Annotated in this window: 6 protein-coding genes; all 6 read right to left on the bottom strand. The window is 32.1% G+C overall.

Annotated features, from left to right (window positions below):
- Window positions 1–384 precede the first annotated feature (384 nt).
- Window positions 385–1,725, bottom strand: a complete 1,341-nt coding sequence (mnmE, locus tag SPJ17_RS06520; protein WP_321093829.1) for a tRNA uridine-5-carboxymethylaminomethyl(34) synthesis GTPase MnmE — start codon at window positions 1,723–1,725, stop codon at window positions 385–387.
- Window positions 1,726–1,788: 63 nt separating this feature from the next.
- Window positions 1,789–3,444, bottom strand: a complete 1,656-nt coding sequence (locus SPJ17_RS06515; protein WP_321093826.1) for a hypothetical protein — start codon at window positions 3,442–3,444, stop codon at window positions 1,789–1,791.
- A gap of 95 nt (window positions 3,445–3,539) precedes the next feature.
- Window positions 3,540–3,794 (bottom strand): RNA-binding S4 domain-containing protein, encoded by a 255-nt coding sequence (locus SPJ17_RS06510; RefSeq protein WP_321093823.1) that lies wholly within the window; start codon window positions 3,792–3,794, stop codon window positions 3,540–3,542.
- Between the two features lie 2 nt (window positions 3,795–3,796).
- A complete protein-coding gene (gene ftsH / locus SPJ17_RS06505; RefSeq protein WP_321093820.1) occupies window positions 3,797–5,830 on the bottom strand; it encodes an ATP-dependent zinc metalloprotease FtsH in 2,034 nt (677 codons plus the stop codon).
- Between the two features lie 10 nt (window positions 5,831–5,840).
- Entirely contained in the window at window positions 5,841–6,377 is a 537-nt protein-coding gene (gene hpt, locus SPJ17_RS06500) for a hypoxanthine phosphoribosyltransferase (protein ID WP_321093818.1), read from the bottom strand.
- Window positions 6,367–7,674 (bottom strand): tRNA lysidine(34) synthetase TilS, encoded by a 1,308-nt coding sequence (tilS, locus tag SPJ17_RS06495; protein ID WP_321093815.1) that lies wholly within the window; start codon window positions 7,672–7,674, stop codon window positions 6,367–6,369. Before tilS ends, hpt begins: the two co-directional genes overlap by 11 nt.
- Window positions 7,675–7,687 lie beyond the last annotated feature (13 nt).

Genomic DNA, 7,687 nt, shown 5'->3' with positions numbered 1-7,687 from the left:
GGATTATAGTTATATTCAATTGGGCATTTTGTAATATCATAATTACCAGCTCCTTAAGATATCTTATTGTATTACATATTAACCAGCTCTCAGAAATTCACGTGATTTTCCTTTCTATAAACTGGTTCTATTACATCACTTGATCTCTAATATACCAACTCTGTGCAAATTAGGAATTAAAAAGAAAAATATATATGATAAAGAATAAACAAAAACCGGTGATTTCAACAAACTGAATCTCCCTTTTTTTAAGTGTCTACTTTATAGGGTCTATTTTAAGAAACACATCGGTTTTTTTATCTACACACGCATTATTTTAAAGCTTGGTTCTTCCTTACACATTAATTTTTTAAAGAATCAAATTCCAAATTTACAGTCATAATATTATTTTCCTAAGCAAAATTTTGTAAATAGGGCAGTAATAAGCTCATCTGGATTCGCTTCTCCTGTGATTTCTCCCAAAGAATCAAATGCATTTTTAATATCGATTTCAATTAAGGATATATCATATCCATAATCTATAGATTCTAATGCCTGCTTAAGAGACTTCATAGCCTTTTCCATTAATCCCATTTGGCGAGTATTATTTAAATAATTACCATTCATTTGATCAATAGAATCAATCTTTGTAACCTCTTCTATTTTTTCCGCAAGTAAATCTAAGCCTTCCTTATTCTTTGCAGAAATATAAATAATATCATCTAATTTAACCTTAGGAGTTAAATCTATTTTATTCCCTATAATTATACGATTCTTCTTTTTCGTTTCTTCAAGCAATAGCTTATCTACATCATCTAATTCCTTAGATACATCTAATACAAGTAAAACTAAATCCGCTTCCTCCATAGCCTTTTTACTTCTTTCGATACCAATCGATTCAACATAATCTATACTTTCATGAATTCCTGCAGTATCCATTAAATGTAAGGTTACATTACCTAAGGCTAATGTACCTTCAACGGTATCTCTCGTTGTACCTGCATAGCTAGATACAATAGCCTTATCCTCATCTAATAACATATTTAATAAAGAGCTCTTTCCTACATTAGGCTTACCAACAATAGCGGTCTTTATACCATGTATAGCAACGGTTGTGATTAAAGAATTCTTTAATATCTTATCCATGTTTTCAATTAACTTGACTACGATAGGTCTTAAATAATCATGCGTAACCTCAAACGCATCCTCATATTCTGGATAATCTATATTCACTTCTATTTTTGCTAATATATCTAAGATTTCATCTCTAAAGGATTTTATTAAATTCGATGTTTGGCTTCTTAAGGAAGCATTCGAGGATTTTAGTGCTATTTTGTTGGATGCAGAAATTATATCCATAATGGATTCTGCCTGTGTTAAATCCATTTTATGATTTAAGAATGCTCTTTTAGAGAATTCTCCTCTTTCTGCCATTCTAAATCCATTCTTAAGTAAGGTTAATAATACTTGGTTTGTTACATAAATACCACCATGGCAAGATATTTCTACCATATTCTCTCCATCAAAGGATTTAGGCGCCTTATATACTAAGGCTAATACCTCATCTACCTCTTCATCTTGATCCATAATATGACCATAATGAATGGTATGACTTTCTACCTTAGTTAAATCCTTACCCTTAAATATTTTATTTACCAATGGAATTGCATCAGGACCAGATGCACGAATTATAGAGATTGCACCTACACCATAGGGGGTTGCGATTGCACAAATATTATCCACCATGAATATCACCATTCCTCATAAAAGTATGCGTATATTATACATAATTTGTATTATATTTTCAATTTAATGACGCTTTTTATAAATGATAACTCCCATAGTAGCGATACTTAATACTAAGAATCCTCCAATAGATAAGGATAATATTAAGGATAAATTGATATTGTTTTCATTTTTTGCGGGTTCATCAAAGGAAATATTTATATCATGCTCTGTTGAAATAATATCATGCTCAATATCTCCTGTTTCAAATATGATTTCTAAAGGATATTCTCCATCTAATGCATCTAAGCTAAAGCATTCACTATTCACCATAGATCCATCCATAGAATATCCCAAGTTTTGGAATAATTCTACAATTTGCTCCTTTGTTATAGGCTTTCCCTTTTCTGTTAATATTACATATCGCTCAAGCTTAATGATAGGAGCTGTATAATCTCTAACATAAAGATTAAATTTAACAGAAACAGAATTGGATGAAGAATCTTGAACAGAAACCATAAATTGATAAGTACCTATATTCATATAATTATTCTCGTAATCATCTAAATCCTCTATTTGAATAGAATCCCTTATATTACCATCATATTCATCGATAGCTGTAAATAAATTTACTATATCCTCTTTTGTATAATAGGTATGATAATCCGTATTAATAATTCTTCCATAGGCAAGTAGAGGTGGTACATCATCAATTACATAAATACTAAAATCTAAGGATGCCTCATTTTGATATTCCGAATTATCCTTAACGGTTATCCTACATTCATATTCTCCTACAGTATTTTTGTTATTTAAGTAATTTTCTATATCTAGCTTTATTTCTATATTCGATGCATCAGAAATGTCAAAACAAGCCAAAATTGCATCCTCATCTAAAGAATTATTATATCTTGTCCTAATGGTATTCTTTTGAACTATAACCGGCTTTACTAAATCTACAACATCTACAATTACCTTTTGAAGAGTAACATTTTTTGCATCATCATATGCAACAATAGTAAATGTATAGCTTCCTACTCCTGATTCTTGATAATCATAGGTATTATCTATAATTTCATAGCCTGTAGTAGATACATCTATGATTTCTAAGTCCGATACAATTTCATCTATTGTTTGTTTGTTTTGATATCCCATAACGACATGTAAATCATTATCTATATATGCTTCATTAAAGGTATAGGTAATACCAAAAAGATAAGAATAGGAATAACATGAGATATCCGTAAATGCATTATAATCTACGATTTGTTCATCGTTTAATAGAATATAAACATTATCCCCTTTTTCGAATTTTGCTGATGCATCATGAAATAGATAAGGAAAATTGATTTCCTCATCCTTAATTATTTCACAGGATAAATCATCAAAGATATCAACAGAGTAAAATAAGGTATCATCCAAATAATCCTCGATTTTAATTAATAGTCCATCCTTATAGGTTTGATATTCCCATATCGTATGATCTACACCTAATACCTTACCTGGCATTTCATAAGAGACAACTCCATCACCTACATGATTTCCTACATAATAGCAAATATGTTCATAAGCTTCCTCCTCAGAAGAATATAGTCCTCTCATCGCGTTAAAGGAGCTTTGCATAGAAATGGGCTTATAATCTCCATGTTCAACGATTCCTGCCTGTACAGGTAGCATAAAAAGAATAGATATAAATACAGTAAAAATAATTGCAATACTTAAGGTTAATTTTGTTTTCATTTGTTATCACCTTTTTTTCCTTTCACTAAATAAATAGTCAAAATCAAAAAATTTTTTTCACGAAAAAGAAAAAAATCTGCAAAAATTTGCAGATTTTACTTCTTTTGTTCACTTACGAACTCATAAAGGTCTATAGCTTCACTCTTTTTTACTGTTGGCTCTAAGGATACAACTCTTACTGTTACAATCTTATTTCCAAACTCAATAGTGATTAAATCTCCAACCTTCAATTCCTTAGAGGGCTTCGCTGGCTTATCATTCACTAAAATTCTTTCTGCTTCAGCAACCTCTTTCGCTAGAGTTCTTCTTTTTATTAATCTAGAAACCTTAAGATATTTATCTAGACGCATGCTTATTCACCGTCATTATCTTCTTTTGGAGCTAAAACGATATGATCATCAATATTGACTTCCTCTGTCTCAATTGAATCCTCTACACTAGCGGATTCTTCCTTTACTTCCTCATTTGGAGTTACTTCCTTAGGGGAAACGCCTGGTGCATATTTTTCATCACACCATGCTAAATGGCCTGTTGCAACAATTTCATCAATATCTCTCTTGTTAATTGTTTCAACCTTAAGAAGATATTCAGCAATGTTTGTTAATAATTCCATATTGGAAGAAATAACATCCTTAGCTCTTTCATAGCATTCTTCAATGATTCTTCTTTGTTCACGGTCAATTTCAAGTGCTACCTGATCAGAGAAATTCTTTTCCTTTAGGTAATCTCTACCTAAGAATACAGAACCACCCTGCTGCTCATATTGAACAGGACCAAGCTCACTCATACCATATTGAGTAACCATGCTTCTAGCAATGTTTGTAGCATTTTGGAAGTCGTTTGATGCTCCAGTTGAAACCTCGTTAAATACTAATTCTTCAGCAACTCTACCGCCTAAGAAGCCTGTGATCGTTTCAAGCATTTGCGTTTTTGTATGGAAGTAGGTTTCTTCCTTTGGCATCATTAAGTTATATCCACCAGCCTGACCTCTTGGTACAATCGTAATCTTTTGTACCTGGCTTGCGTTTTCAAGCTTAATACCAATTACGGCATGGCCTGCCTCATGGTAAGCAACTAGCTTTCTTTCCTTCTCCGTATACTTCTTGGATTTCTTTGCAGGACCCATCATTACACGGTCTGTTGCTTCATCAATATCTCTTGGAGTAATGACCTTACGGTTATCTCTTGCTGCAAGTAGGGCAGCCTCATTTAATAGATTCTCTAAGTCTGCACCAGAGAAGCCTGGAGTTCTTTGTGCAACATCTCCAAGTCTTACATCAGGAGATAAATGCTTATTTCTTGCATGAACAGCTAAAATAGCCTCTCTACCTCTAACATCTGGATTAGAAATAGTTATTTGACGGTCAAAACGACCTGGTCTTAAAAGTGCTGGATCAAGTACATCAGGACGGTTTGTTGCAGCCATAATGATAATTCCTGTATTACCATTGAAACCATCCATTTCAACTAATAGCTGGTTTAATGTTTGTTCACGCTCATCATGTCCACCACCTAAGCCGGCACCACGCTGTCTACCTACAGCATCAATTTCATCAATAAAGATAATACATGGCGCATTTTCCTTAGCTGTTTTAAACATATCACGAACTCTAGATGCACCAACACCAACGAACATCTCAACGAAATCAGAACCAGAAATCGAGAAGAATGGTACTCCTGCCTCTCCTGCAACTGCCTTCGCAAGTAATGTTTTACCCGTTCCTGGAGGGCCAACTAGGATAACACCCTTAGGTACTCTAGCACCAATTTCATTATATTTTCTTGGGTTCTTAAGGAAGTCAACGATTTCAACCATTTCTTCCTTTTCCTCATCACAACCAGCAACATCCTTAAATGTAACACTCTTTCCTTTCGATAGCTTTGCTGTAGATTTTGCAAAATCAAATGCTCCACCAGCTCCACCCTGAGACTTCATAATTCCTCTAAATAGGAAGAAGAAGATTACACCCATAATAATATATGGTAGGAAGCTAACTAATATAGATAGCCAATAATTATTTGATGCAGGTACGATATAGAATTTATATCCTGCATTATCTTTGATAAGCTCTTCTAATATAGTACTTGTAACATTTATACTAAAGGATACCTTATTCCCCTCTGCGTTAATATATGTACCAGATAAGCCATACATTAAATAATTGTCTCCACCAACAGGTGTTGCACTAATGGTATCTGTAACCTTACCATTCTTTAATGCAGTAACAAATGTTTGATAATCTAAATTCTCTGGATTCTTTGTAGTAAATCCACGAATTAAAAAGAAAATAGCAATAATTAATATGATGACCACAAGAATAAAGACAATGTCAAACTTACGTCTTGACTTTTTTTCTTGAGGCTCTTTGTTGTTATTATTCTGCATAATGACCTCCTTACTTTGAATAAACTTCTTCTTTTAAAACACCAATATATGGTAAATTTCTATAGTGCTCATTATAATCTAAGCCATATCCTACTACGAATTCATTAGGTACAAGTCCGCCTACATATGCAGGTGTGATATCTACCTTTCTACCTTCTGGCTTATCTAATAATACACAAATAGTAACAGATTTTGCTCCAGCGTCCACTAGCATTTTTCTAACATTGGCTAATGTTCTACCTGTATCTAGGATATCATCAATTAAGATGACCTCTCTACCTACTACCTCTGGTAATCCACCCTTTACTGTTACAACTCCTGTAGATTCAGTACCTGAATAAGAGGAAACCTTCATATATTCTAGGGTACAATCGATATCTACATATTTTAATAAATCAGACATAAAAGGAATACATCCCTTTAATAATCCTATAAATAATGGATTTCTATCTTTAAAATCTTTAGAAATCTGTGTTCCAAGCTTTTCAACGATATGCTTAATTTCAGTCTCAGAAACACTAACCTTTTTGATATCATCATTCATCATGATTTAAAACCTCACAGACTAAATAAATATCTCCACTATTCTTTTGTTTTGAAACAAAATCACTTTTGGCATAATCATATACCCAAAGTATTTCTCCATTTCCATTTTCTATAATAGGAATAGATAATCTATCTTCCTTTGGCACCTTCTTATCAATTAATATTCTTGATACCTTTTTTGTACCAACAGCTAAGTTTATACTATCCCCTTTTTTCTTATATCGAATGGAAAGAGGGAATTCTAAAACATTATAGCATAGTTTAATCGATTTTGTACAAATATTATTATGTGAATTTGTGAAATAAAACTTATACTTCCCGATCATAATGATATCATCTTTATTCATCTTATAGCTGATATCGTTATTTACAACTTCTTTTTTGATTTTTCCTATAGTATAGATTCTAGAAAACACATAATCTCCTTCAAGATGAATCGTCTTTGTACCATGATTATCCTCCATTAAAGATAATATATTTAATACGATTTCTTTATTCTTGCGAATATTATATTTTTCTAGCATTAATGCAATAATATCCTTCTTTAATGCGATATCTAGCTTATTGAATGAATCCACTATTAAAGAGTCCTTATTTTCCTTTAAATATGCTTTACTTAAGCTTCTAATAAATTGGAAGGCCTCATGTGCTTGAATGGAATATTCTTCAAATTTTTCGCCAACAGATGGTGATTCCTTCTTAAGAAGAGGCACAACATGATGTCTTATTCTATTTCTTAAGAAATCATCCTCCTGATTGGATTTATCCTCAAAATATATTAAATTATTCTTTTTTGCATAAGAATAAATTGATTCCTTATCTACACAAAGTAGTGGTCTTATAATCTTATATTCTCCATCATCGTTTACAATTGCAATACCACCATAGCCATATAAATTAGATCCTTCCATGATCTTCATCAATACCGTTTCAATTTGATCATCTTGATGGTGTGCGGTTGCAATAATATTCGTATCATATTTTTTGCATAGACCTCTAAAGAAATTATATCTTGCGTTATGAGAATCATTATGGAAATTATCCATTCCATCATAATGGTATTCTAAGAGCTCAAAGGGAATATTTAATTCATTCGCAAAATTACGCATTGCATCTTCTTCTGTTTCTGATTCTATTCTTTTATGATGATTAACATGAGCTAATATTACTTTATAGCCTAATTTATATAATACATATAAAAGACAAACAGAATCCGCTCCACCAGAGCATGCAACAATGATTGGCTTATCAATTATTAAATTGTTTTCCTTTAAAAAGCTTGCAATAATATTATCCATAATCCTCTTTTTC

Source organism: Anaeroplasma sp. (genome assembly GCF_034179385.1).
Taxonomy (GTDB): Bacteria; Bacillota_I; Bacilli_A; order Acholeplasmatales; family Anaeroplasmataceae; genus Anaeroplasma.
Note: the sequence above shows the minus strand (reverse complement) of the source record. Positions and strands in the feature narration are given on the sequence as shown.

Bases quoted from the DNA above. Each gene is read 5' to 3' on its own strand.
- mnmE (WP_321093829.1), bottom strand. From the start codon at position 1,725: ATGGTGGATAATATTTGTGCAATCGCAACCCCCTATGGTGTAGGTGCA.
- SPJ17_RS06515 (WP_321093826.1), bottom strand. From the start codon at position 3,444: ATGAAAACAAAATTAACCTTAAGTATTGCAATTATTTTTACTGTATTT.
- SPJ17_RS06510 (WP_321093823.1), bottom strand. From the start codon at position 3,794: ATGCGTCTAGATAAATATCTTAAGGTTTCTAGATTAATAAAAAGAAGA.
- ftsH (WP_321093820.1), bottom strand. From the start codon at position 5,830: ATGCAGAATAATAACAACAAAGAGCCTCAAGAAAAAAAGTCAAGACGT.
- hpt (WP_321093818.1), bottom strand. From the start codon at position 6,377: ATGATGAATGATGATATCAAAAAGGTTAGTGTTTCTGAGACTGAAATT.
- tilS (WP_321093815.1), bottom strand. From the start codon at position 7,674: ATGGATAATATTATTGCAAGCTTTTTAAAGGAAAACAATTTAATAATT.